Genomic DNA, 24325 nt, shown 5'->3' with positions numbered 1-24325 from the left:
GGAGACGCCGATGCCCAACGCTCAAAAAATCACGCCGCAGGAAGCCCTGCAGCGCACCATCGAACACCGCGAAATCTTCCACGACGAGATGCTGCACCTCATGCGCCTGATCATGAGTGGCGAGATGTCGCCCGTGATGATGGCGGCCCTGATCACAGGCTTGCGTGTGAAAAAGGAAACCATCGGCGAGATCACGGCGGCGGCCCAGGTGATGCGCGAGTTCTCCACCAAGGTCAACGTGCCCGACAAAACCCACCTGGTCGACATCGTCGGCACAGGCGGCGACGGCTCCCACACCTTCAACATTTCCACGTGTTCGATGTTCGTGGCCGCCGCGGCGGGCGCCAAGGTCAGCAAGCACGGTGGGCGCAGCGTGTCCAGCAAGAGCGGCAGCGCCGATGTGCTGGAAAGCCTCGGTATCAATATCAACCTGATGCCGGACGCCATTGCCCGCTGCATCGAGGAAGTGGGCGTGGGCTTCATGTTCGCGCCCAATCACCACCCAGCGATGAAAGCCGTGGCGCCTGTCCGCCGGGAACTCGGCATCAAGACCATCTTCAACATCCTGGGCCCATTGACCAACCCGGCCTCGGCGCCCAATATTCTGATGGGCGTGTTCCACCCCGATCTCGTGGGCATCCAGGTGCGGGCCTTGCAGCGCCTGGGCGCAGAACATGCGGTGGTGGTCTATGGGCGCGACGGCATGGACGAGGTTTCGCTGGGCGCAGCCACCATGGTCGGCGAGCTGAAGGATGGCGAAATCACCGAATATGAAATCCATCCCGAGGATTTTGGTTTCACCATGGCCAGCAACCGGGCCTTGCGGGTGGAGACCCCTGAAGAGTCCCGCGCCATGTTGATGGGGGTCCTTGAAAACCAGGATGGACCCGGTGTACGTGCTGCCCAGGACATCGTGATCCTCAATGCCGGTGCGGCCCTGTACGCCGCCAACGTGAGCCCGGACATGGCCAGGGGAATTGCGCTGGCGCGTGAGGCCCTCGCGTCGGGCGCAGCCGTCCGCAAGCTCCAAGAGCTCAAGGCTTTTGCAGCCGCCCACACCACGCCCGCCTGAGCGAGTGCATGTCCTTGCCGGCCTGGCTGCAAAACGAGGGGGCCTGGATCGCGATGGGCGTGTCCGTGCTGTTCGTCGTGGCTGCGCTGGTGATGCACCGTGTTGTCGTCAAAGTCTTGAAGCAGCCCACTCAGATGCCCGAGCTGGACGCTTTCCCCCAACCAGAGTCCCAACCCCATGAATGACATCCTGCAAAAAATCGTGGCCGTGAAGCACGAAGAAGTCGCCGCTGCCGTGGCCAAGAAGCCGTTGGAGGCGATGCGTTTCGACGCAGAAGGCCGCGTGCTCACGCGCGATTTTGAAGGGGCCCTTCGGGCCAAGATCGCTGCCGGCCAGGCCGCCGTGATTGCCGAAGTCAAAAAGGCCAGTCCCAGCAAAGGGGTGTTGCGCGCCGACTTCATTCCGGCCGACATTGCCCAGAGCTATGCCGAGGGAGATGGCCGGATCAGTGCCGCGTGCTTGTCGGTCCTGACCGATCAACAGTTTTTCCAGGGCAGCACCGATTCCCTGAAGCAGGCCCGCGCCAGTTGTGACCTGCCGGTCTTGCGCAAAGACTTCATGGTGGACCCGTATCAAATCTATGAAGCCCGCTTCATGGGGGCCGATGCCGTTTTGCTGATCGCCGCCTGTCTGGATGACGCCCGCATGGCCGAGCTCGAAGCCATCGCCTTGGGTCTGAACATGGCCGTGCTGGTCGAAGTGCACGACCGTGAAGAGATGCAACGTGCCCTCCGCCTGAAGACCCCTTTGCTGGGCATCAACAACCGCAACCTCCACACCTTCGAAGTCAACCTGCAAACCACGCTCGATCTCATGGCCGAGGTTCCCGCCGACCGCTTGCTCATCACCGAGTCCGGCATTCTGGCGCGCGCCGACGTCACCCGCATGCGTGAAGCCGGTATCCATGGGTTCCTGGTGGGCGAGGCTTTCATGCGCGCACCGGAGCCAGGTCTCGCTTTGGCCGAACTGTTCGGCTGAGTCCTTGCGCCGTGGCAGTCCCTGTGCAAGCCCCGCTGGACTGGGGTACGCCCCCCGGGGCACCGTCGACCGTGCCCAGGCTGGAGACCGCAGACCCCCGCGCTTGGCCGGTTGCGCCCGACGGCCGGGGCCTGGCGGACCGGTTTTGGGCATCGGCCGCCGGCGTTCAGCTACAGGCCTTTTTGCAGGAACGGTTGCTCGCCGGCGCCACCATCTACCCCCCTGAGCCGCTGCGAGCCCTGGCGCTTTCTCCCTTGGGGGCCGTGCGGGTGGTGATTCTCGGGCAAGACCCCTATCACGGCCCCGGTCAAGCCGAGGGCTTGGCGTTTTCAGTCGCGCCCGGCATCAAAACGCCTCCCAGCCTGCGCAATATCTTTCTGGAAATGCAACGCGACCTCGGGCTAACCCTGCCAGTCCAAGGGTCATTGGTGCGCTGGGCGAAGCAGGGGGTCTTGCTGCTGAACACGGCGCTCACGGTGGAAGACGGCCTGCCGGGCAGCCATGCGGGTCGAGGCTGGGAGGTGCTGACCGACGATGTGGTTCGCCATTGCAGCGACCATGGGATGCCCAAAGCCTTCCTGTTGTGGGGCGCCCATGCCCAAAAGAAGGCCGTGTTGATCGACGCTGAGCGGCACCTGGTGTTGTCGGCCAACCATCCGTCACCACTGTCGGCGCGCCGCGGACCCGCGCCGTTCCTGGGCTGTGGCCATTTTGGGTCCGTTGACAAGTGGATCGAGAAGGGCGGCCAATCGCCAATTATTTGGTGAAGTCTTGGGGAGGTGCGTGCAAACTGCAAAAAAGATGGCATAATTTAGGGCTGTGCTTTGGAGGGGTGGCCGAGTGGTTAAAGGCAGCAGACTGTAAATCTGCCCGCTTACGCGTACGCTGGTTCGAATCCAGCCCCCTCCACCAGCCAGCACTGCGACAGTGAGAAGTTATGAGCAATGGGAAACCAAAGCGCTTTGAGGACCTTCGGTTTTGCCGAAGGTGTTCCTGGCGGGAGTAGTTCAATGGTAGAACTCCAGCCTTCCAAGCTGATCACGCGGGTTCGATTCCCGTCTCCCGCTCCAGTTTGTCGTTGGGTGTTGGTTGTGTAGGCAGACAGTTTTGTTGAGATGTCTCTTTCATAGAGGCTTCTTGGCCCTTGTGGCTCAGTGGTAGAGCACTCCCTTGGTAAGGGAGAGGTCGCGGGTCCGATTCCCGCCAAGGGCACCAGTATTTCTGCATTTGTTCTGGTGTTTCGGCAATTTTGATTTTGGAGCTGAAAAATGGGAAAAGAGAAATTTGAACGGACCAAGCCGCACGTCAACGTGGGCACCATTGGTCACGTTGACCACGGCAAGACCACCCTGACGGCGGCCATCACGACCGTGCTGGCCAAGAAGTTTGGTGGCTCGGCCAAGGCCTACGACCAGATCGACGCAGCGCCCGAAGAGAAGGCCCGCGGCATCACCATCAACACCGCCCACGTTGAGTACGAAACGGCCAACCGCCATTACGCTCACGTTGACTGCCCAGGCCACGCCGATTATGTGAAAAACATGATCACCGGTGCCGCGCAGATGGATGGCGCCATTTTGGTGTGTTCCGCCGCTGACGGCCCGATGCCCCAGACCCGCGAACACATTCTGTTGTCCCGCCAGGTGGGCGTGCCTTACATCATCGTCTTCCTGAACAAGGCCGACATGGTGGACGACGCCGAATTGCTGGAGCTGGTCGAAATGGAAGTGCGCGAGCTCTTGTCCAAGTACGACTTCCCCGGTGACGACACCCCCATCATCCACGGTTCCGCCAAGCTCGCCCTGGAAGGCGACACGGGCCCATTGGGTGAAGAGGCCATCATGAAGCTGGCCGATGCACTGGACAACTACATTCCCCTGCCAGAGCGGGCTGTTGACGGCGCGTTCCTGATGCCAGTGGAAGACGTGTTCTCGATCTCCGGTCGCGGCACTGTGGTGACCGGCCGTATCGAGCGCGGTATCGTCAAAGTCGGCGAAGAAATCGAAATCGTCGGTATCGCTGACACCCAGAAGACCACCTGCACGGGCGTGGAAATGTTCCGCAAGCTGCTGGACCAGGGTCAAGCGGGCGACAACGTCGGTATCTTGCTGCGCGGCACCAAGCGTGAAGACGTGCAGCGCGGCCAAGTGCTGTGCAAGCCCGGCTCCATCAAGCCCCACACCCACTTCACGGGCGAGATCTATGTCTTGTCCAAAGACGAAGGTGGCCGTCACACGCCTTTCTTCAACAACTACCGTCCCCAGTTCTACTTCCGCACAACGGACGTGACGGGTGCGATCGAGTTGCCAGAAGGCAAAGAGATGGTGATGCCTGGCGATAACGTGTCGATCACTGTGAAGCTGATCAACCCCATCGCCATGGAAGAAGGTCTGCGTTTCGCTATCCGCGAAGGTGGCCGTACCGTCGGCGCCGGTGTGGTTGCCAAGATCATTGCTTAATTAGTTTGATGCCCCTCGGGGCATCGCCAGTAGGGGTATAGCTCAATTGGCAGAGCGTCGGTCTCCAAAACCGAAGGTTGTAGGTTCGATTCCTACTGCCCCTGCCACCCAACAGGTGTGCAACATTCGTTGAAGTCGCTCTGTTTCGTGGATCAACCCAAGCCCGCCGAAGTCTAAAAGACCTCTGGTGGGCTTGCGTGTCTCAGGCGAGGGCCTGACTGATGCGCATTTTTGTCAAGAATCAACGGGATCCTCATGGCCACTTCTGAAGTTCAAACCGTCAGCTCGGGCGCCGACAAGGCCAAGCTGGCGGCAGCTGTTGTGCTGCTGCTGGGGTCGTTCGTCGCCTTCTATCTGCTGTCGGCCAAGGGTTCGATGGTGCAGTGGGGTGCCTTGCTGGGTGGCTTTGTTGCCGCAGCGGGCATGTTCGCGGTGTCGGAATCCGGTCGCCAGTTGCTCGCTTTCGGGCGTGATGCCTGGCGCGAAGCGCGCAAGGTGGTCTGGCCTGCCCGCAAAGAGGCGATCCAGATGACCGCCTATGTGTTTGCCTTTGTGTTCGTGATGGCCCTGTTCCTCTGGCTCACCGACAAGACTGTCGAGTGGCTGTTTTACGACTTGATTCTGGGCTGGAGAAAATAATGAACGATCAAAGCAGTCCAGTGACCGATGGCGTGGCCGCAGAAGGCATGCGCTGGTATGTGGTGCACGCCTACTCCGGCATGGAGAAGGCCGCAGAGCGCAACATCATCGAACGCATCAACCGCGAAGGCATGGAGTCCAAGTTTGGTCGCATCCTGGTGCCCACCGAAGAAGTGGTTGAAATCAAGAACGGCCAGAAGCGCACCACCGAACGCAAGTTTTTCCCTGGCTATGTGCTGGTGGAAATGGTGATGGACGACGAAACCTGGCACCTGGTGAAGCACACCAACAAGGTCACCGGTTTTGTGGGTGGTGCCAAGAACCGCCCCGCCCCCATCTCCGAGGAAGACGTTCAGAAGATCGTCAACCAGATGCAGGAAGGCACCGACAAGCCTCGCCACAAGGTTGAGTTCGTTGTGGGTGAGTATGTTCGCGTCAAAGAAGGTCCTTTCACCGATTTCAACGGCACCGTCGAAGAAGTCAACTACGAAAAGAACAAGATGCGCGTGTCGGTGACCATTTTCGGTCGCGCCACGCCCGTCGAGCTGGAATTCAGTCAGGTCGAAAAAACCTGATGCGGTATTTGCCTCAGGCGGGTCGGCCCGACGCCTGGGGGTTTCAAGTTTTCGGGTCCCCAACCGCGAGGAGGCAGCGCCAGTCGCTGCCGATTGCACTCGCAGGAGTCTAAAAAATGGCGAAAAAAATCGTCGGCTTCATCAAGCTGCAAGTACCAGCTGGTAAAGCCAATCCCTCCCCACCGATCGGCCCCGCTCTGGGTCAACGCGGCCTCAACATCATGGAGTTCTGTAAGGCGTTCAACGCCCAGACCCAAGGTCTTGAGCCGGGCATGCCGATCCCGGTCACCATCACCGCTTTCGCGGACAAGAGCTTCACCTTCAAGATGGGTACGCCTCCAGCGACCTACTTGATCAAGAAGGCTATCAAGCTTGACAAGGGCTCTCCAGTGCCCAACAAGCAAAAGGTCGGCAAGATTACCCGTGCTCAGCTCGAGGAAATCTGCAATACCAAGATGAAAGACTTGACCGCTGCCGATATGGATGCCGCTGTGCGCACCATCGCCGGTTCGGCTCGCTCGATGGGCGTGATTGTGGAGGGCGTGTGATATGGCCAAGCTGACCAAGAAACAAAAAGTGTTCGCAGGCAAAGTGGACAGCAACAAGCTGTACCCCCTGCTGGATGCGATCGCTATCATCAAAGATTGCGCCAACGCCAAGTTTGACGAATCCATCGACGTGGCCATCCAGCTCGGCGTGGACGCGAAGAAGTCCGACCAGGTGGTGCGTGGTGCTGTCGTGATGCCCAACGGCACCGGCAAGACCAAGCGCGTGGCCGTGTTCGCCCAGGGCGCCAAGGCTGAAGAAGCCAAGGCCGCTGGCGCCGACATCGTCGGTATGGAAGATCTGGCTGCCGACATCAAGGCCGGCAACATGAACTTTGACGTCGTCATCGCTTCGCCAGATGCCATGCGCGTGGTCGGTACCTTGGGTCAAGTGTTGGGCCCTCGTGGCCTGATGCCAAACCCCAAAGTCGGGACCGTGACGGCGGACGTCGCTCAAGCTGTTCGCAATGCCAAAGCTGGCCAGGTGCAGTTCCGCGTTGACAAGGCCGGCATCATCCACGGCACCATCGGCCGTCGCTCGTTCGACACCGACAAGCTCCAGGGCAACCTGGTGGCTTTGCTGGACGCTCTGTCGAAGTCCAAGCCTGCTACCAGCAAGGGTGTTTTCCTGCGCAAAGTGGCTGTGTCTTCGACCATGGGTGTGGGCGTTCGCGTCGACATGCAATCCATCTCGGCCTGATCGCTGGAAGATGAAGAATTTGGGCAACTCCGGTTGCCCGGATGTGGTGGGCCCGGTGAGCAGCGCAAGCTTGTTCGCCGGGGCCATCCAAGACCGTTGGTGTGGGGTGTGGCTTCACGGCTGTGCCCGACTTAATTGTGATAAGCCAACGCAGATGGCGATCCCGCTGCAGATGGAACATGTTTCCGTAAACAGTTGGTCGCTGCAATGAGGCGTGTCGGAGGTCCAAGTGACCCGAGGCACATTTAAGGAGTAGACCTTGAGTCTGAATCGCAGTGAGAAAGAAGCGGTCATTTCCGAAGTGACCAGCCTCGCCGCAAAAGCTCAAACGCTCGTGATGGCGGAGTACCGTGGTGTCACGGTCGCGGACATGGACAAATTGCGCGTCGAAGCACGCAGCAATGGTGTGACCCTGAGTGTTCTGAAGAACACCTTGGCTCGCCGTGCTGTTGTGGGTAGCGCATTTGAAGTGGGCGCAGACCAGATGTCCGGTCCGCTGATCTATGGCTTCTCTGAAGACGCAGTGGCCGCCGCGCGAGTGGTGGCTGAATTCGCGAAAACCAACGCCAAGTTGGTGATCCGCGGTGGTGTCTACGGTGGAAAAGTCCTGGACGTCGAAGGCGTTAAGCAACTGGCCAGCATTCCTTCGAAAGAAGTGTTGTTGGCTCAGCTGTGTGGCTTGTTGATGTCGCCTATGTCGCGCACGGCCGTTGTGCTGAGCGCCTTGGCGGCGAAAAAAGGCGAAGGCGCAGTCGAAGAAGCTCCGGCAGCTCCGGCAGTCGAAGAAGCTACGGCGGCTCCGGCCGCTGAAGAAGCTCCGGCCGCTCCAGCAGCCGAAGAAGCCCCGGCCGCTCCAGAAGCTCCTGCCGCCTGAGCGCGCGCAGAGCTTTTTTAAACCAATTGTTAGGAAATCAAAATGGCATTCGATAAAGACGCATTTCTGACCTCGCTGGACAGCATGACGGTCATGGAACTCAACGACCTGGTGAAAGCCATCGAAGAGAAATTTGGCGTGAGCGCAGCAGCGATGTCTGCACCAGCTGCAGGCGGCGCCGCCGCTGCTGCCGCTGAAGAGCAGACCGAGTTCAACGTCATGTTGCTCGAAGCTGGCGCAGCCAAAGTGGCCGTGATTAAAGCGGTTCGCGAAATCACCGGTCTGGGCTTGAAAGAAGCCAAAGACATGGTTGATGGCGCGCCCAAGGCCGTGAAAGAAGCTGTGTCCAAGGCTGACGCCGAAGCCGCAGTGAAGAAGCTGGTGGAAGCCGGCGCCAAGGCCGAGTTGAAGTAATTCTCTCGCCAGACAGGGGCTGGAGTGCTCGAAAGAGCCTCCAGCCTTTGGTGCTTTCTGAGCGCATTCGAGAACACGGCAATTGCCATGGTTTTGGGTGTGTCTCAGGGGACACCGATAAAACGACTCCTGAGCCGTTTTATCAGTGTCTTCTGACCCCGACTGCAGAAGACGACTTGGTTCGGGCTTGTGTGCAACGCACAAGCCGTCCGCCAATGGTTGGTAGAGGCCAGCCACCAAGCATGTCACCGGGTGTGCCCACCCGAATGGCAAGACAGTCGCCGTAGAGCTCGGAGATCTCATGGCCTCAGCATCAAAGTATTCCTACACCGAACGCAAACGCATCCGCAAGAGTTTTGGTACGCGTGAAACCGTCATCGAAATTCCTTACCTGCTGCAAATGCAGAAGGACGCGTACACCGCCTTCCTGCAAGCCGGTATTCCGCCCAAAAAGCGCACCAACGAAGGCCTGCAGGCCGCGTTTGAAGCCGCTTTCCCCATCGTCTCGCACAACGGTTTTGTGGAGATGAAGTTTGTCGAGTACAACCTCGCCAAACCTGCCTTCGACGTGCGCGAGTGCCAGACCCGTGGTCTGACGTTCTCCTCGGCTGTGCGCGCGCGCGTGCAGCTCATCATCTATGACCGCGAGTCGTCGACCAGCCAGTCGAAGGTGGTCAAGGAAGTGAAAGAGCAAGAGGTCTACATGGGCGAAGTGCCCCTGATGACCGAAAAAGGTTCCTTCATCATCAACGGTACCGAGCGCGTGATCGTGTCTCAGCTGCACCGTTCGCCTGGCGTGTTTTTCGAACACGACAAGGGCAAGACCCACAGCTCGGGCAAGCTGTTGTTCTCGGCTCGCATCATCCCTTACCGTGGCTCGTGGCTGGACTACGAATTCGACCCCAAGGACATCTTGTTCTTCCGGGTGGATCGCCGCCGCAAGATGCCTGTCACGATCCTGCTCAAGGCCATTGGTCTGACGCCGGAAACCATCCTGGCCAACTTCTTCGTCAACGACCACTTCCGCCTGATGGACAGTGGTGCGCAAATGGCTTTTGTGCCTGAGCGTCTGCGTGGCGAAGTGGCCCGTTTCGACATCACCGACAAGTCGGGCAAGGTCGTCGTTGCCAAGGACAAGCGCATCACGGTGCGCCACACCCGCGAGATGGAGCAGTCGGGTACCACCCACATCAGCGTGCCTGAAGATTTCCTGATGGGCCGCGTCGTGGCCAAGAACATCGTGGACGAAGACACGGGTGAGATCATCGCCAAGGCCAACGAAGAGTTGACCGAAACCCTGTTGAAGAAACTGCGCACCTCCAACGTGCAGGATCTGCAGTGCATCTACACCAACGAGCTGGACCAGGGTGCTTACATCTCCCAGACGCTGCGTGCAGACGAGACCGTGGATGAGTTCGCCGCACGTGTGGCCATCTACCGCATGATGCGCCCCGGCGAGCCGCCAACCGAAGACGCAGTGCAGGCGCTGTTCCACCGCCTGTTCTACAACCCCGACACGTACGATCTGTCGCGCGTGGGTCGCATGAAGTTCAACGCCCGCGTGGGCCGCGATGAATCCACCGGTGCCATGGTGCTGTCCAACGAAGACATCTTGGCTGTGGTCAAGATTCTGGTGGACTTGCGCAACGGCCGCGGCGAAGTCGATGACATCGATCACCTGGGTAACCGCCGCGTGCGCTGCGTGGGCGAGCTGGCCGAAAACCAGTACCGCACCGGTTTGGCACGTATCGAAAAGGCCGTGAAAGAGCGTTTGGGTCAGGCCGAGCAAGATCCGCTCATGCCGCACGACCTGATCAACTCCAAGCCCATCTCTGCGGCCCTGAAGGAGTTCTTTGGTGCCTCGCAGCTGTCGCAGTTCATGGACCAGACCAACCCGCTGGCCGAGATCACCCACAAGCGCCGCGTGTCGGCTCTTGGCCCAGGTGGTCTGACCCGCGAACGTGCCGGCTTTGAAGTGCGTGACGTGCACGTGACCCACTACGGTCGTGTGTGCCCTATCGAGACGCCTGAAGGTCCAAACATTGGTCTGATCAACTCGTTGGCCTTGTACGCCCGTCTGAACGAGTACGGTTTCATTGAAACCCCCTACCGCCGCGTGGTGGATGCCAAGGTCACGAACCAGATCGACTACCTGTCGGCCATTGAAGAAGGCAAATACGTCATTGCCCAGGCCAATGCCGCGCTGGATGGGGAAGGTCGCCTGACCGGTGATCTGGTGTCTGCTCGCGAAAAAGGCGAATCCATCCTGACGCAGTCGGACACCATCCAGTACATGGACGTGTCGCCTGCCCAGATCGTTTCGGTGGCTGCTTCGCTGGTGCCCTTCCTGGAGCACGACGATGCAAACCGCGCCTTGATGGGTGCCAACATGTCGCGTCAGGCTGTGCCTGTGCTGCGTCCTGAAAAGCCTCTGGTCGGCACCGGTATCGAGCGCGTGGCCGCGATCGACTCGGGCACCGTGGTGACCGCAACCCGTGGTGGTGTGGTTGATTACGTGGACGCGGCCCGGGTCGTGATCCGTGTGAACGACGCTGAAGCATTGGCCGGTGAAGTGGGTGTGGATATCTACAACCTCATCAAGTACCAGCGCTCCAACCAGAACACCAACATCCACCAGCGCCCCATCGTCAAGAAAGGCGACCAGCTGTCCAAGGGTGATGTGATCGCCGACGGCGCTTCGACCGACCTGGGAGAAATCTCGATCGGTCAGAACATGCTGATCGCTTTCATGCCCTGGAACGGCTACAACTTCGAAGATTCGATCCTGATCTCCGAACGCGTGGTGGCTGAAGATCGCTACACCTCGATTCACATCGAGGAACTCGTGGTCATGGCCCGCGACACCAAGCTGGGTGCAGAAGAAATCACCCGCGACATCCCCAACCTGGCTGAGCAGCAACTCAACCGCCTGGACGACTCCGGCATCATCTATGTGGGCGCTGAAGTGTTGCCTGGCGATGTGCTGGTCGGCAAGGTCACGCCCAAGGGTGAGACCACGTTGACGCCAGAAGAGAAACTGTTGCGCGCCATCTTTGGTGAAAAAGCCAGCGACGTGAAAGACACGTCTTTGCGCGTGGACCAGGGCAGCTCCGGCACCGTGATCGACGTACAGGTGTTCACCCGCGAAGGCATCACCCGCGACAAGCGTGCCCAGCAGATCATCGACGACGAGCTGAAGCGCTACCGCCTCGATTTGAACGACCAGCTCCGCATTGTGGAAGCCGACGCGTTCGACCGTATCGAGAAGTTGCTGACCGGTAAAGTCGCCAACGGTGGCCCCAAGAAGCTGGCCAAAGGCACCAAGATCGACAAGTCGTATCTGGCCGATGTGGAGAAATTCCACTGGTTTGATATCCGTCCGGCCGAAGACGAAGTGGCTGCACAGCTGGAGTCCATCAAGAACTCCATGGAGCAGACGCGCCACAGCTTCGACCTGTCCTTCGAAGAGAAGCGCAAGAAGCTGACGCAGGGCGACGAGTTGCCTGCTGGTGTGCTGAAGATGGTCAAGGTCTACCTGGCTGTCAAGCGCCGCTTGCAGCCTGGTGACAAGATGGCCGGTCGTCACGGTAACAAGGGTGTGGTTTCCCGCATCCTTCCCGTCGAAGACATGCCTTACATGGCCGACGGTACGCCTGCAGACATCGCGCTCAACCCATTGGGCGTGCCTTCGCGCATGAACGTGGGCCAGGTGCTGGAAGTGCACCTGGGTTGGGCTGCCAAAGGCCTGGGGCAGCGCATTGGTGACATGCTGCAAGCCGAGACCAAAGCAGGCGAAATGCGGACTTTCCTGGAGGCGATCTACAACGGCGCCGGCAAGAAAGAAAACTTCGCCGAGCTGTCTGACGGTGACGTCATGCACATGGCTGAGAACTTGCAAAACGGTGTGCCGTTTGCAACCCCGGTGTTCGATGGCGCTTCGGAAGACGAAATCCGTGCGATGTTGAAGCTGGCCTACCCCGACGAACTCGCCGCGCGCAAAGGCCTCACCGCCACCCGCACGCAAGCGCAGTTGTACGACGGCCGCACCGGCGACGCATTCGAGCGCGTGACCACGATCGGCTACATGCACTTCCTGAAGTTGCACCACTTGGTCGACGACAAGATGCATGCCCGTTCTACTGGCCCGTACTCCCTGGTCACGCAGCAGCCGCTGGGTGGTAAGGCACAGTTCGGTGGACAGCGATTCGGTGAAATGGAAGTGTGGGCGCTGGAAGCCTACGGCGCCGCCTACACGCTGCAGGAAATGCTCACCGTCAAGTCCGACGACGTGCAGGGCCGCACCAAGGTGTACGAGTCCATCGTCAAAGGCGAGCACTCGATCGAAGCGGGCATGCCCGAGTCGTTCAACGTGCTGGTCAAGGAGATCCGTTCACTCGGTATCGACATCGAACTGGACCGTTCTTAATTCGCCGGCAAGACAAGGATTGAACCCATGAAATCATTACTCGACCTGTTCAAGCAGTTCACGCCCGACGAGCACTTCGATGCGATCCGCATCGGCCTGGCTTCGCCGGAGAAAATCCGTTCGTGGTCCTTCGGTGAAGTGAAGAAGCCCGAGACCATCAACTACCGCACCTTCAAGCCCGAGCGCGACGGCTTGTTTTGCGCCAAGATTTTTGGCCCTATCAAGGACTACGAATGCTTGTGCGGCAAATACAAACGTCTCAAGCACCGTGGTGTGATTTGCGAGAAGTGCGGCGTTGAAGTCACACAGACCAAGGTGCGCCGCGAGCGCATGGGTCACATTGATCTGGCCGCGCCTTGCGCCCACATCTGGTTCCTGAAGTCGCTGCCTTCGCGTCTGGGCCTGATCCTGGACATGACGCTGCGCGACATCGAACGCGTGTTGTACTTCGAAGCCTATGTGATCGTCGATCCAGGCATGACCCCGCTGAAGAAATTCGCGATCATGACCGAGGACGACTACGATGCCAAGAAGAAGGAATTCGGTGACGAATTCATCGCCAAGATGGGCGCTGAAGGCATCAAAGAGTTGCTGATGGCCATCGACCTCGACATCGAGATCGAAAAACTGCGCAACGACCTGACCGGCTCCGAACTCAAGATCAAGAAGAATGCCAAGCGCCTGAAAGTGCTGGAAGCCTTCAAGAAGAGCGGTATCAAGCCCGAGTGGATGGTGCTCGACGTTTTGCCTGTGTTGCCACCGGACCTGCGTCCGCTGGTGCCGCTGGACGGCGGCCGCTTCGCGACCTCCGATCTGAACGACCTGTACCGCCGCGTCATCAACCGCAACAGCCGTCTGCGCCGTTTGCTGGAATTGAAGGCGCCTGAGATCATTGCGCGCAACGAAAAGCGCATGTTGCAAGAAGCCGTGGACAGCCTGCTGGACAACGGTCGCCGCGGCAAGGCCATGACGGGCGCCAACAAGCGTGCCCTGAAGTCTTTGGCCGACATGATCAAAGGCAAGAGCGGTCGTTTCCGTCAGAACTTGCTGGGCAAGCGCGTCGACTACTCTGGCCGTTCGGTCATCGTGGTGGGCCCAACGCTCAAACTGCACCAGTGCGGTTTGCCCAAGCTGATGGCCTTGGAGCTGTTCAAGCCTTTCATCTTCTCGCGCCTGGAAGCCATGGGCATTGCGACCACCATCAAGGCGGCCAAGAAAGAAGTGGAAGCCGGCACGCCGGTGGTGTGGGACATCCTGGAAGAGGTGATCAAAGAGCACCCCGTGATGCTCAACCGAGCACCGACGCTGCACCGCCTGGGTATTCAGGCGTTTGAACCCATCCTGATCGAAGGCAAGGCCATCCAGCTGCACCCCCTCGTTTGCGCGGCCTTCAACGCCGACTTCGACGGTGACCAGATGGCGGTGCACGTGCCGCTGTCGGTGGAAGCACAGATCGAAGCCCGCACCCTGATGCTGGCCTCGAACAACATCCTGTTCCCTGCTTCCGGCGAGCCGTCCATCGTGCCTTCGCAAGACGTGGTGCTCGGTTTGTACGCCGCTACCCGCGAGAAGATCAACGCCAAGGGCGAAGACATGATCTTCGCCGATGTTCAGGAAGTGCAGCGCGCCCTGGACAACAGCGCGGTCGAGATTTCCACCCGGATCTCTGTGCGTTTGGTGCAATGGGCGAAGAACAAAGAAACCGGCGAATTCACTTCGTCGACTTCTATGGTGAATACAACGGTTGGCCGTGCGCTGTTGTCCGAAATCCTGCCTAAGGGCTTGCCTTTCGAGGTGATGAACAAGGCGATGAAGAAGAAAGAAATTTCTCGCCTGATCAACGCTTCGTTCCGCAAGTGCGGCTTGAAGGAAACGGTGATCTTTGCCGACAAGCTGTTGCAATACGGCTTCCGTCTGGCCACGCGCTCGGGTATCTCGATCGCTGTGGACGACATGTTGGTGCCGCCAGAGAAACCGGTTGTGATTGGCCGTGCCGAAGCCGAGGTGAAAGAGATTGCCCAGCAATACGCTTCGGGTCTGGTGACCGCCGGTGAGCGCTACAACAAAGTGGTGGACATCTGGGGCAAGGCCGGCGACGAGATCTCCAAGGTCATGATGGCTCAGCTGTCCAAGCAAAAGACCATTGACGCCAAGGGCAACGAAGTCGATCAAGAGTCGTTCAACTCCATCTACATGATGGCCGACTCTGGTGCCCGCGGTTCTGCTGCTCAGATTCGCCAGCTGGCGGGTATGCGCGGTTTGATGGCCAAGCCCGATGGCTCGATCATTGAGACCCCCATCACGGCGAACTTCCGTGAAGGTCTGAACGTGTTGCAGTACTTCATCTCGACGCACGGTGCCCGTAAGGGTCTGGCCGACACGGCGCTGAAGACCGCCAACTCGGGTTACCTGACCCGCCGTCTGGTGGACGTGACGCAAGATTTGGTGGTCAACAGCCTGGATTGCGGTACCACGAACGGTACCGTGATGCGCGCCATTGTCGAAGGCGGTGAAGTCATCGAATCCTTGCGCGATCGCGTGCTGGGTCGTGTAACCGCTGAAGAAGTGAATCACCCCGAGACGCGTGCCACCATGGTGCCAGCTGGCGCCATGATGGACGAAGACATCCTCGACGAGCTGGAAGCGGCTGGTGTGGACGAAGTGAAAGTTCGCACGGCATTGACCTGCGAAACCCGCTTTGGTATTTGCGCCAAGTGCTACGGCCGCGATCTGGGTCGTGGTGGCATGGTGAACATTGGTGAAGCGGTCGGCGTGATCGCTGCCCAGTCCATCGGTGAGCCAGGCACGCAGCTGACGATGCGCACGTTCCACATCGGTGGTGCTGCATCGCGCGCCGCTGTGGCCTCCAGCGTGGAAGCGAAGTCGGCCGGTACGATCGGTTTCAACGCGACCATGCGTTATGTGACCAACAGCAAGGGCGACCTGGTTGTGATCGCCCGTTCGGGCGAGATCGTCATTCACGACGAAATCGGCCGCGAGCGCGAGCGCCACAAAGTGCCTTACGGCGCGATCCTGGCGGTCAAGGCCGACCAGAGCGTCAAGGCTGGTGTGGTGCTGGCCAACTGGGATCCACTGACCCGACCCATCATCACGGAATTCGCCGGTAAGGTGCAGTTCGAGAACGTGGAAGAGGGTCTGACGGTGGCCAAGCAGGTCAACGATGTGACCGGTTTGAGCTCGCTGGTGGTGATCGATCCCAAGCACCGTGGCTCGACCAAGGTGGTGCGTCCGCTGGTCAAGCTGCTCGACCCGCAAGGCAACGAAGTGAAGATCCCCGGTACCGATCACTCGGTGACGGTGGGCTTCCCGATCGGCTCCCTGCTGGAAGTGCGCGATGGCCAGGACGTGGGACCAGGCCATGTGCTGGCCCGTATCCCGGTCGAAGGCCAGAAAACCCGCGACATCACCGGCGGTCTGCCGCGTGTGGCCGAGTTGTTCGAAGCGCGTTCGCCCAAGGATGCCGGCAAGCTGGCCGAGATGACCGGTACGGTCTCTTTCGGCAAGGAAACCAAAGGCAAGGTGCGTCTGCAGATCACCGATCCTGAAGGCAACATCTGGGACGACCTCATTCCCAAAGAGAAGAACATCCTGGTGCACGAAGGCCAGGTGGTCAACAAGGGTGAGGGTGTGGTCGATGGCCCAGCCGATCCTCAAGACATTCTTCGCTTGCTGGGCATCGAAGCCTTGTCGCGTTACATCGTCGACGAAGTGCAGGACGTCTACCGCTTGCAGGGTGTGAAGATCAACGACAAGCACATCGAGGTGATTGTTCGCCAGATGCTGCGCCGCGTGATCGTTGAGTCCGTGGGTGATTCGTCCTACATCAAGGGCGAGCAGGTTGAGCGTTCGGAAATCCTGAATACCATCGATGCTTTGCGCGCCGAAGGCAAGATTCCGCCGACCTACAGCAACGTGTTGCTGGGTATCACCAAGGCTTCGCTGTCGACCGACTCGTTCATCTCAGCGGCTTCCTTCCAGGAAACCACCCGCGTGCTCACCGAGGCTGCCATCATGGGCAAGCGCGACGAGCTGCGTGGTCTGAAAGAAAACGTGATTGTGGGCCGTCTGATTCCTGCCGGTACCGGTATGGCGTATCACGAAGCCCGCAAGGTCAAGGAGAAGATGGACGACGAAGAGCGCCGTGCCATTTCCGAAGCCGACGCCATGTCGCTGGCTGCGGACCAGGCCGAGCAATCGGACGCTGCCGAAGTACCCGATACGAACGAAGCCGCCGAATAAGCGCTTTGTTTGAATTGCCCCCGGCTTGACCGCCTAGGGCCTGACGCCTCCGCCCTTCGGGCTGGAGGCGTTTTTCATGGGCGTGTGGTTTTCAAACGAATCCCACGCGCTGGAGGCTGGGGTATATTGATTTTGAACTTTGGTGGACGAGAGAAGGAGATCAAGACATGGACGGAGTGACCTGGGTGGTGCTGGGGGTGGTGCTTGTTGCGCTGTTCTGGGCCGTAGGGGCCTACAACCGGCTGGTGCGGCTAAAAAACGCCATTGCAAACGCGTTCGGGCAAATCGATGTGCAGCTCAAGCGGCGACACGACCTGGTGCCCAATCTGGTGGAGGTGGCGCGGAAATACCTGGCGCATGAGTCTGAAACCCTGGAAGCGGTGATCGCAGCGCGCAACCAGGCGCACACCGCCGAGCAAACCGCAGCAGCCAGCCCTTTGAACGCAGGTGCCCTGGGGGCGCTCGCGGGCGCTGAGCAGGCGCTGGGCGGTGCATTGGGCCGCCTGTTCGCCGTGGCTGAGGCCTATCCAGACCTGAAGGCCGATCAGACCATGCGCGAGCTCAGCGAAGAGATCGCGAGCACCGAGAACCGCATCGGCTTCGCCCGGCAGGCGTACAACGACCATGTGCTCGAATTCAACGATTCAGCAGCCCAGTTTCCGACCTTGCTCATTGCGCGGGTGTTTGCCTTTGTGAGTTTGCCCATGCTCGAATCCACGACCAGCGAGGCCGAGCGCCAGCCGGTGAAAGTGGCTTTCTGAGGCCATGATCATCAAACAGAACGCATGCGGAGTCGCAAACGGATGACTGGGCTTTGCCAGGACTTGGCCTGCGCGGCGTGTTCTGGGCAGACATGCTGATTTTTGAGTCCCAGCGCGAGGCACGGGGCGAGACACGCCGGCTGTTGTTTGCGTTTGCCGTCACGGTGCTGCTGCTGGTACTGGCCATCAACGCGGCGCTGGCCTTGGCCTGGGGTTTGACCTGGGGGTTTTGGCGCCCGGTAGGCGATGCCCTCCCGCGCTATTTCTTCGAGGTGAACACTGCGGTCACCTTGCTGTTTGTGCTTGGGGGCTGGTGGGTAGAGACCTCTCAACTGGCCAGCGCGGGTGGGCAGCGACTGGCCGAACGCCTCGGCGCACGGCCGGCGCAACCCTCCGGCGACTTTGATGAACAGCGACTGGCCAACATCATCGATGAGATGAGCATTTCGGCCGGCATGAAGCGTCCGACGGCCATGGTGCTGGCGCGCGAGACGGCCATCAATGCCTTTGCGACCGGTTGGGACGAAGACGATGCCGTGGTCGCTGTCACCCTCGGCGCTCTGGACCATCTCAGCCGTGACGAGTTGCAGGGTCTGGTCGCCCACGAATTCAGCCATATCCGTGAAGGCGACACCCGCCTCAACATGCGCCTGATCGGCATGGTCTTTGGTCTGGAAATGCTCTACCGGATGGGGCAACACATGTTTGAGCCCGACGAGCGTGACCGCCGCATGGTCATGGCCTTGCTGGGGCTGGCCATCATGGCCGCAGGCTGGCTGGGCTGGCTGGCTGGCCACGCGCTACAGGCCGCGGTCTCTCGCCAGCGCGAATACCTGGCCGATGCCCGTGCTGTGCAATGGACCCGCAACCGGGACGGCCTGGGGGGTGTGCTGCGCAAGGTGCTGACCCAGCGACAGGACGGCGTGGTATCGCGCCAGGTGGGGTCCGCCATGCAACATCTGCTGCTGGTGAGCACCGAGTCTGGCAAGATGGCACACTGGCTGGATTCCCACCCCACGCTGGACCAGCGAATTCGGCGCATTTACGGCCGCAGCATGGGCGCGCTCCCACTGACGCCTATTGAACCACCCGAGGGTGCGGCCGGTCAGACCGACCAGCCCACCCACCCGGCAACGGCGGCTCCCGACTGGACCTTGAGCTGACGCCGCTCCACGTTTTTCTTCGAATCCATTGAACGACCACCGCGCGCCCGGCCGCCCTGCCGCACCTCCCCCTTCCGGTCCAACCCTGGCCACCCAAATTCATTGGACGGCGCAGTGCGTGCTGGCGGTGGAACGCGGGCGTTCCCTGAGTGAGGTCTTGCCGGGTGTTCCCGGCCAGCTTCGCCCAGGCGTGCAAGCGCTCACTTTTGAAAGTCTCCGCCATGCCGGTGCGGCGCGGCATGTGGCGCGTCAGCTGGCGCAACGAGCGCCCGCCCCGCCGGCGCTCGCCCTGTTGCACACCGCCCTGGCGCTGCTGCTCGGCGACCCCGATGGTGCCCGCTATGCCCCGCACACTTTGGTGGATCAGGCGGTAGATGCCGCCAAACAGACCAAAGACACGCGCATGCAGAGCGGGTTTCTCAACGCCTGTCTGCGCCGATTCTTGCGTGAGCGGCCGGCCCTGGTGGCCGGCCTCCAGAACGATCCCATGGCGCAGTGGAACCACCCGCTCTGGTGGATCGAGCGGGTGCGCCGAGATCATCCCGAACACTGGCAAGCCGTGCTCGGAGCCAGCCAGGTCCCGGGGCCTATGGTGTTGCGCGTCAACCGCCGCCGCCAGAGCCGAGACGCTTATGCCGCCACGCTGACCGAGCTGGGCCTGGCGAGCCAGCCCGTGGGCGAGGACGGCCTGTTGCTGGCGCGCCCGGTGCCCGTGGATCAACTGCCTGGATTTGCACAAGGGGATTGCTCTGTGCAGGACGGCGCGGCGCAACTGGCGGCCAGCCTGTTGCTCGCCGGGCGAAGCTGGACTGCCCAGGACCGGATCCTGGACGCCTGCGCTGCGCCGGGGGGCAAAACCGCCCATTTGCTGGAGCGGTCCGACGCCCACGTGGTCGGGATAGATGTAGATCCCCAGCGGTGTGAGCGCATCCACGACAACCTTCGGCGCCTGGGTCTGGAGCAAGGTGGGCGTGTGCAGGTTAAAGCGGCGGACGCAGGGCGCACGCAAGACTGGTGGGACGGCCAGCTGTTCGACGGAATATTGCTCGATGCGCCTTGCACGGCGTCCGGCATCGTGCGGCGCCACCCCGATGTGCGGTGGTTGCGCCGTGACAGCGACGTGGCCCAGCTGGTCGCTATCCAGCGACAGCTGCTGGAGGCCCTCTGGCCCCTGCTCAAACCGGGTGGACGGTTGCTGTATTGCACCTGTTCGGTTTTTCGTGCGGAAGGCGCTGAGCAAGTGCAGGCGTTCCTTGAGCGCCACACCGACGCCATCGAACGGCCTGGTGTGGGCCATCTGCTGCCCGGAAACACCGCGCCAATGGGCGACTTCAACGACAATGCACCCAGTGGATACGACGGTTTTTATTACGCCAGCATCGACAAGGCCGGGCCTTGAAGTCGCCCGGTGCGCGGAAGTGCCGGGCTGGTGGCGTGCGCTCGTCGTTCTGTTGTGTGGTGTGTTGTTCTGGGGCGCTGTGTTCGCCCGCACGCCCGCCGTGCTGCAAAGCGAACTGCAACGGGACGCGGATACCCTGAACCTGTCGGCGCGGGTGGACCTGGTGGCGCCAGCAGCGGTGCAAGATGCCTTGCTCAAAGGCGTTCCCATGTATTTCGTCTGGCGCGCCGAGGTCTACCGTGACCGCTGGTACTGGTCTGACAAGCGCGTGAGCACCCAGACGCGCACCTTGCGTCTGGCCTACCAACCTCTGACGCGGCGCTGGCGCCTGAGCGTGGCCAGCGATCCCGGCGCGGCGTCTTCGGGCGCGGGCGGCTTGCGCTATGCCTTGCACCAGAACTTTGACGAGCTGGGGGATGTGCTCGCCGTGATCGGGCGGGTGGCCCGGTGGCCCATCGCAGACGCGGCCCACATGGACCGCTCTGACCGGTACCGCGTCGAGTGGTCCTTCCGGCTGGAGCTTTCATTGCTGCCGCGCCCGTTCCAGATCGGCATGGCCAATGATCCCGATTGGAACATCGGCGTCGAACGCGGACTGGACGCCCCAGCGGATGCTGCCGAAGAAGATGCACCCCCGGCCGTTGCCCCTCCATCCACCGCGCTCCCGCCGCCTGCTCCCGTTGCAGTCGAGGCCGCGCCGTTGGCCGATGCGATTCGGTGAACGGCCGCCTGTGGCCGTTTGCTGAAAGCACCCCGTCATGAGCCCGGTCAATCTGCAAGCGCCCCGCAAGGACCGCCTCAACACCCGCTGGGCGTTGCTGGTGGCTTTGGTGTCCATGACCGGTCTTGGCCTGGTGTTGCTGTTCTTGCTGACACTGGCCACGCGCAACCGCGCTCTGTATGAGCAGAATTTTGTCTGGTTGGTGTCGCTCAATGTGGCGGTGGCGGCCTTGCTTGGGCTGGCCATCCTGTGGCTGGCGGTGCGGCTCTGGTTGCGCTTTCGGCGGGGCAAGTTTGGCAGCCGCCTGTTGCTCAAGCTCGCGGCCATCATCGGGCTGGTGGGGGTGGTTCCAGGGCTGCTGATCTACACCGTGTCGTACCAGTTTGTTTCCCGCTCCATTGAGAGCTGGTTTGACGTGCGGGTGGAGTCCGCGCTGGTCGCCGGTCTGAATCTCGGTCGCACCACGCTCGATACCCTGAGCAACGATCTCAGCAACAAGACGCGCCAGGCCGCAGAGGACCTTGCGCGCGAGCCCAATACCACGGCCATGCTCACGCTGGAGCGGCTGCGCGAACAGCTGGCCGTGAGCGATCTGGTCTTGTGGAGTGGCACAGGCCAGGCATTGGCCACCGCAGGGACCTCGCGCTTTGAATTTTCACCGGAGCGCCCCAGCAGCATGGTTCTGCGCAGCGTGCGAACCAACCGTGTGCTCGCGCAGATCGAGGGGCTGGAGGAAAGTGGTGAGGTTTTGACCGGGGACGCGGCTGCCCCCCCGCGGCCACGCATCAAGGTGCTGGCGCTGGTCAGTGCCCCGGGCTTCAACATCGGCACTGAAACGCGCTATTTGCAGGCCACAGCGCTGTTGCCGCAGGCGTTGGTGGCCGATGCACTGGCTGTGCAGGTGGCCAACCGGGAGTATCAGGAGCGCGCACTGGGCCGGGACGGCCTGCGCAGCATGTACATCGGCACGCTCACGCTGGCGCTGTTCCTGGCTGTTTTCGGCGCAGTGCTGCTCGCGGTGTTGCTCGGCAACCAGCTGGTTCGTCCACTCCTCGTGCTGGCGGAGGGCATGCGGGAAGTTGCCGAGGGCAACCTGGCGCCCAAAGTCGAACTGGCTTCGCGGGATGAGCTCGCCGGCCTTACCCGCACCTTTGCCCACATGACCCAGGATCTCTCCGACGCGCGTTCGGCGGTGCAGCGCAGCATGGCGCAGGTGGATGCCGCCCGGGAGAACCTGCAGACCATACTGGACAACCTCACTGCGGGTGTGGCCGTGCTGGACCAGGACGGGCGCTTGCTCAGCGTCAACCCGGGGGCCGCACGCATCCTGCGCACGCCTCTGGGACTGCACCAAGGGCAGATCCTGGCAAGCGTGCCTGGACTGGAGTCTTTTGGACGCGAAGTACAGCAGCAGTTCGACATTTTTCTGGCGGGCGATGCGCCGCATGGCGGCGGACACTGGCAACAATCGTTTGAGCTGGATCGGCGGGACGGCCCGCAGATTGACAATGCCATCACGCTGATCGCCCGGGGCGCGTTGATGCCCAGCAACGAGCGCCTGCTGGTGTTTGACGACGTGTCGGACATGGTGTCGGCCCAGCGTGCCCAAGCCTGGGGTGAAGTGGCCCGCCGCCTGGCCCACGAAATCAAGAACCCGCTCACCCCCATCCAGCTCTCGGCCGAGCGACTGGCCATGAAACTTCAGGGCAAAGTGCAGCCGGCCGAACAGGCGTTGCTGGACAAGTCGGTGCGCACCATCGTCGAGCAGGTCGACGCCATGAAACGCCTGGTCAACGAGTTTCGAGACTACGCTCGCTTGCCCGCTGCGCAATTGCTTCCGCTCGATCTCAATGCGCTGGTCCGTGACATTCTGGTTTTGTACGACCACGCCGAAATCCCGGTGGTCACCGAGCTGGACCCCGATTGCCCGCCTGTGCTGGCCGATGCCCAGCAGGTGCGCCAGATCCTTCACAACCTGGTGCAAAACGCACAAGATGCCATGTCGGGACAGACCGGGGTGCCAGTGTTGCTGCAAACCAGCCGATCCAGCACCGGGCATTGGGTGCGGCTTTCCATCGTGGACCAAGGGCCTGGTTTCGCCGATCACATTCTCAAGCGCGCCTTTGAGCCCTATGTCACCACCAAGTCCAAAGGCACCGGCCTGGGACTGGCCGTGGTGAAGAAAATCATGGACGAACACGGTGGTCGGGTGGACATCGGAAACCGTTTGATCGATGGAAAGATCACAGGGGCTCAAGTGTCGTTATCATTCGCAGTTGCGATTTGACAACACAAATTAGAGGGAAGCAACGCACACCATGGCAACTATTCTGGTCGTAGACGATGAACTGGGTATCCGGGACCTGCTCTCAGAGATCCTGAATGACGAGGGCCACACGGTCGAACTCGCCGAAAACGCCGCTCAGGCACGCGCCCTGCGCGCGCAGATGCGGCCCGATCTGGTGCTGCTCGATATCTGGATGCCCGACACCGACGGTGTGACGCTGCTCAAGGAGTGGGCGAGCAGCGGACAGTTGAGCATGCCGGTGATCATGATGAGCGGTCACGCCACCATCGACACCGCCGTGGAAGCTACGCGCATCGGCGCCACGGCTTTCCTCGAAAAACCCATCACGCTACAAAAGCTGCTCAAAGCCGTGGACCTGGGGTTGAACAAGCCCGTGGCCAAGGTGGGCGCTGCGCTGCCGGTGAAAAGTGGGCTGGCGCCCTTTGCGCCACCATCACCTGATCTGACGGTGGAGGTGGCCATGACGGGTGGCACATTGCCCGAGGTGGTCATGGACATCGGCCCACAGTCGATGCAGTCGTTCAACCTGGAAGGTCCGCTGCGCGAAGCCCGGGATGAGTTCGAGAAATCCTACTTTGAATACCACTTGGCGCGCGAGTCGGGTTCCATGACCCGTGTGGCTGAAAAAACGGGCCTGGAGCGCACCCACCTGTACCGCAAACTCAAGCAGCTGGGGGTGGATTTGGCCCGCAGCAAGCGGAACGCTCTCTAAGCGCAAGATGCGCTCAAAAAAGCTGCTACAATCTCGCTTCTGTTGGCCCGGTAGCTCAGTTGGTAGAGCAGCGGATTGAAAATCCGCGTGTCGATGGTTCGATTCCGTCCCAGGCCACCAAACATGCTGCAAAAGCCCATCTCCTTGATGGGCTTTTGCTTGAAGGATCATGCGGGATTAGCTCAGTTGGTAGAGCGATACCTTGCCAAGGTATAGGTCGAGAGTTCGAGTCTCTTATCCCGCTCCATGATTCAGCGTCCACCCTCGGGTAGCGCTGCAGCAATAAAGCCAGTTCTTTTGAACTGGCTTTTTTGTTTTC

The 24325-nt window shown here is 60.8% G+C and carries 19 protein-coding genes and 6 tRNA genes; all 25 read left to right on the top strand.

What is annotated here, in order from left to right:
• Positions 1-10: 10 nt before the first annotated feature.
• The 25 genes from trpD (at position 11) to E5678_RS15525 (ending at position 24253) form a co-directional block, all read left to right on the top strand.
• Positions 11-1072, top strand: coding sequence for an anthranilate phosphoribosyltransferase (trpD, locus tag E5678_RS15640; RefSeq protein WP_136179381.1), 1062 nt, complete (start codon positions 11-13; stop codon positions 1070-1072).
• An 8-nt stretch (positions 1073-1080) separates the two neighbouring features.
• Positions 1081-1257 carry a hypothetical protein gene (locus E5678_RS22345; RefSeq protein WP_168708580.1) on the top strand — a complete coding sequence of 59 codons (177 nt, stop codon included), beginning with the start codon at positions 1081-1083 and terminating at the stop codon, positions 1255-1257.
• On the top strand, positions 1250-2050 hold the full coding sequence (gene trpC, locus E5678_RS15635; protein ID WP_136179380.1) for an indole-3-glycerol phosphate synthase TrpC: 801 nt from the start codon (positions 1250-1252) through the stop codon (positions 2048-2050). Before E5678_RS22345 ends, trpC begins: the two co-directional genes overlap by 8 nt.
• A gap of 35 nt (positions 2051-2085) precedes the next feature.
• A complete protein-coding gene (locus E5678_RS15630) occupies positions 2086-2817 on the top strand; it encodes a uracil-DNA glycosylase (RefSeq protein ID WP_136180811.1) in 732 nt (243 codons plus the stop codon).
• A gap of 59 nt (positions 2818-2876) precedes the next feature.
• Positions 2877-2962 (top strand) — tRNA-Tyr (locus E5678_RS15625).
• Positions 2963-3046: 84 nt separating this feature from the next.
• Positions 3047-3120: transfer RNA gene (locus E5678_RS15620), tRNA-Gly, on the top strand.
• A gap of 70 nt (positions 3121-3190) precedes the next feature.
• Positions 3191-3265 (top strand) — tRNA-Thr (locus E5678_RS15615).
• Positions 3266-3318: 53 nt separating this feature from the next.
• A complete protein-coding gene (gene tuf / locus E5678_RS15610; protein WP_136179379.1) occupies positions 3319-4509 on the top strand; it encodes an elongation factor Tu in 1191 nt (396 codons plus the stop codon).
• A gap of 31 nt (positions 4510-4540) precedes the next feature.
• A tRNA-Trp gene (locus E5678_RS15605) sits at positions 4541-4616 on the top strand.
• A 148-nt stretch (positions 4617-4764) separates the two neighbouring features.
• Complete coding sequence (gene secE / locus E5678_RS15600) at positions 4765-5148, top strand: preprotein translocase subunit SecE (protein WP_136179378.1); 384 nt, start codon at positions 4765-4767, stop codon at positions 5146-5148.
• Entirely contained in the window at positions 5148-5723 is a 576-nt protein-coding gene (gene nusG / locus E5678_RS15595) for a transcription termination/antitermination protein NusG (RefSeq protein WP_136179377.1), read from the top strand. Before secE ends, nusG begins: the two co-directional genes overlap by 1 nt.
• Before the next feature lie 116 nt (positions 5724-5839).
• Positions 5840-6271, top strand: coding sequence for a 50S ribosomal protein L11 (gene rplK, locus E5678_RS15590; RefSeq protein ID WP_136179376.1), 432 nt, complete (start codon positions 5840-5842; stop codon positions 6269-6271).
• A 1-nt stretch (position 6272) separates the two neighbouring features.
• A complete protein-coding gene (rplA, locus tag E5678_RS15585; RefSeq protein ID WP_136179375.1) occupies positions 6273-6968 on the top strand; it encodes a 50S ribosomal protein L1 in 696 nt (231 codons plus the stop codon).
• 259 nt (positions 6969-7227) lie between these two features.
• Positions 7228-7842, top strand: coding sequence for a 50S ribosomal protein L10 (gene rplJ, locus E5678_RS15580; RefSeq protein ID WP_136179374.1), 615 nt, complete (start codon positions 7228-7230; stop codon positions 7840-7842).
• 42 nt (positions 7843-7884) lie between these two features.
• Positions 7885-8256, top strand: a complete 372-nt coding sequence (gene rplL / locus E5678_RS15575) for a 50S ribosomal protein L7/L12 (RefSeq protein ID WP_136179373.1) — start codon at positions 7885-7887, stop codon at positions 8254-8256.
• Between the two features lie 301 nt (positions 8257-8557).
• Positions 8558-12682, top strand: a complete 4125-nt coding sequence (rpoB, locus tag E5678_RS15570) for a DNA-directed RNA polymerase subunit beta (protein ID WP_136179372.1) — start codon at positions 8558-8560, stop codon at positions 12680-12682.
• A 27-nt stretch (positions 12683-12709) separates the two neighbouring features.
• Complete coding sequence (rpoC, locus tag E5678_RS15565) at positions 12710-16942, top strand: DNA-directed RNA polymerase subunit beta' (protein WP_136179371.1); 4233 nt, start codon at positions 12710-12712, stop codon at positions 16940-16942.
• A 167-nt stretch (positions 16943-17109) separates the two neighbouring features.
• A complete protein-coding gene (locus E5678_RS15560; RefSeq protein ID WP_136179370.1) occupies positions 17110-17703 on the top strand; it encodes a LemA family protein in 594 nt (197 codons plus the stop codon).
• A gap of 92 nt (positions 17704-17795) precedes the next feature.
• Complete coding sequence (locus E5678_RS15555; RefSeq protein ID WP_136180810.1) at positions 17796-18866, top strand: M48 family metalloprotease; 1071 nt, start codon at positions 17796-17798, stop codon at positions 18864-18866.
• Positions 18867-18894: 28 nt separating this feature from the next.
• Entirely contained in the window at positions 18895-20265 is a 1371-nt protein-coding gene (rsmB, locus tag E5678_RS15550; RefSeq protein WP_136179369.1) for a 16S rRNA (cytosine(967)-C(5))-methyltransferase RsmB, read from the top strand.
• Complete coding sequence (locus tag E5678_RS15545; RefSeq protein ID WP_247596798.1) at positions 20216-20986, top strand: DUF4390 domain-containing protein; 771 nt, start codon at positions 20216-20218, stop codon at positions 20984-20986. Before rsmB ends, E5678_RS15545 begins: the two co-directional genes overlap by 50 nt.
• A 37-nt stretch (positions 20987-21023) precedes the next feature.
• The gene (locus E5678_RS15540) at positions 21024-23273 is read left to right on the top strand and encodes an ATP-binding protein (RefSeq protein ID WP_136179367.1); all 2250 of its coding nucleotides are present in this window, start codon (positions 21024-21026) and stop codon (positions 23271-23273) included.
• Between the two features lie 31 nt (positions 23274-23304).
• Positions 23305-24006 (top strand): response regulator, encoded by a 702-nt coding sequence (locus E5678_RS15535; RefSeq protein ID WP_136179366.1) that lies wholly within the window; start codon positions 23305-23307, stop codon positions 24004-24006.
• A 44-nt stretch (positions 24007-24050) separates the two neighbouring features.
• Positions 24051-24126: transfer RNA gene (locus tag E5678_RS15530), tRNA-Phe, on the top strand.
• A gap of 51 nt (positions 24127-24177) precedes the next feature.
• Positions 24178-24253: transfer RNA gene (locus tag E5678_RS15525), tRNA-Gly, on the top strand.
• Positions 24254-24325: the final 72 nt, after the last annotated feature.

Origin of the sequence: Hydrogenophaga sp. PAMC20947, from assembly GCF_004795855.1 — a bacterium.
Lineage (GTDB): Bacteria > Pseudomonadota > Gammaproteobacteria > Burkholderiales > Burkholderiaceae_C > Hydrogenophaga.
Note: the sequence above shows the minus strand (reverse complement) of the source record. Positions and strands in the feature narration are given on the sequence as shown.

Bases quoted from the DNA above. Each gene is read 5' to 3' on its own strand.
- E5678_RS15540 (WP_136179367.1), top strand. From the start codon at position 21,024: ATGAGCCCGGTCAATCTGCAAGCGCCCCGCAAGGACCGCCTCAACACC.
- rplK (WP_136179376.1), top strand. From the start codon at position 5,840: ATGGCGAAAAAAATCGTCGGCTTCATCAAGCTGCAAGTACCAGCTGGT.
- nusG (WP_136179377.1), top strand. From the start codon at position 5,148: ATGAACGATCAAAGCAGTCCAGTGACCGATGGCGTGGCCGCAGAAGGC.
- trpC (WP_136179380.1), top strand. From the start codon at position 1,250: ATGAATGACATCCTGCAAAAAATCGTGGCCGTGAAGCACGAAGAAGTC.
- trpD (WP_136179381.1), top strand. From the start codon at position 11: ATGCCCAACGCTCAAAAAATCACGCCGCAGGAAGCCCTGCAGCGCACC.
- secE (WP_136179378.1), top strand. From the start codon at position 4,765: ATGGCCACTTCTGAAGTTCAAACCGTCAGCTCGGGCGCCGACAAGGCC.
- E5678_RS15535 (WP_136179366.1), top strand. From the start codon at position 23,305: ATGGCAACTATTCTGGTCGTAGACGATGAACTGGGTATCCGGGACCTG.
- E5678_RS22345 (WP_168708580.1), top strand. From the start codon at position 1,081: ATGTCCTTGCCGGCCTGGCTGCAAAACGAGGGGGCCTGGATCGCGATG.
- E5678_RS15560 (WP_136179370.1), top strand. From the start codon at position 17,110: ATGGACGGAGTGACCTGGGTGGTGCTGGGGGTGGTGCTTGTTGCGCTG.
- E5678_RS15555 (WP_136180810.1), top strand. From the start codon at position 17,796: ATGCTGATTTTTGAGTCCCAGCGCGAGGCACGGGGCGAGACACGCCGG.
- rplA (WP_136179375.1), top strand. From the start codon at position 6,273: ATGGCCAAGCTGACCAAGAAACAAAAAGTGTTCGCAGGCAAAGTGGAC.
- tuf (WP_136179379.1), top strand. From the start codon at position 3,319: ATGGGAAAAGAGAAATTTGAACGGACCAAGCCGCACGTCAACGTGGGC.
- rpoC (WP_136179371.1), top strand. From the start codon at position 12,710: ATGAAATCATTACTCGACCTGTTCAAGCAGTTCACGCCCGACGAGCAC.
- rplL (WP_136179373.1), top strand. From the start codon at position 7,885: ATGGCATTCGATAAAGACGCATTTCTGACCTCGCTGGACAGCATGACG.
- rpoB (WP_136179372.1), top strand. From the start codon at position 8,558: ATGGCCTCAGCATCAAAGTATTCCTACACCGAACGCAAACGCATCCGC.